1 rRNA gene is annotated in these 726 nt (G+C 47.5%); it reads left to right on the top strand.

From position 1 onward, the window contains the following. Positions 1 to 189: 189 nt before the first annotated feature. Positions 190 to 726: ribosomal RNA gene (locus SB765_RS27945) — 23S ribosomal RNA — on the top strand; the annotation flags it as partial.

Consider the following 726-nt stretch of genomic DNA (forward strand, 5'->3'; position numbering starts at 1 on the left):
TGTTGATTTCTGACTTTTGTCAGATCGTTCTTTAAAAATTCGGATATGTGATAGAAATAGACTGAACACCAGTTTCACTGCTGGTGGATCAGGCTAAGGTAAAATTTGTGAGTTCTGCTCGAAAGAGCAACGTGCGAATTTTCGGCGAATGTCGTCTTCACAGTATAACCAGATTGCTTGGGGTTATATGGTCAAGTGAAGAAGCGCATACGGTGGATGCCTTGGCAGTCAGAGGCGATGAAAGACGTGGTAGCCTGCGATAAGCTTTGGGGAGTCGGCAAACAGACTGTGATCCAGAGATCTCTGAATGGGGGAACCCAGCCAGCACAAGCTGGTTATCTTGTACTGAATACATAGGTGCAAGAGGCGAACCAGGGGAACTGAAACATCTAAGTACCCTGAGGAAAAGAAATCAACCGAGATTCCCTTAGTAGTGGCGAGCGAACGGGGACCAGCCCTTAAGTTGGTTTGAGATTAGTGGAACGCTCTGGAAAGTGCGGCCATAGTGGGTGATAGCCCCGTACACGAAAATCTCTTATCAATGAAATCGAGTAGGACGGAGCACGAGAAACTTTGTCTGAATATGGGGGGACCATCCTCCAAGGCTAAATACTACTGACTGACCGATAGTGAACTAGTACCGTGAGGGAAAGGCGAAAAGAACCCCGGAGAGGGGAGTGAAATAGATCCTGAAACCGTATGCGTACAAGCAGTGGGAGCCTACTT

Origin of the sequence: Pseudomonas sp. SIMBA_067 (genome assembly GCF_046534675.1) — a bacterium.
Lineage (GTDB): Bacteria > Pseudomonadota > Gammaproteobacteria > Pseudomonadales > Pseudomonadaceae > Aquipseudomonas > Aquipseudomonas putida.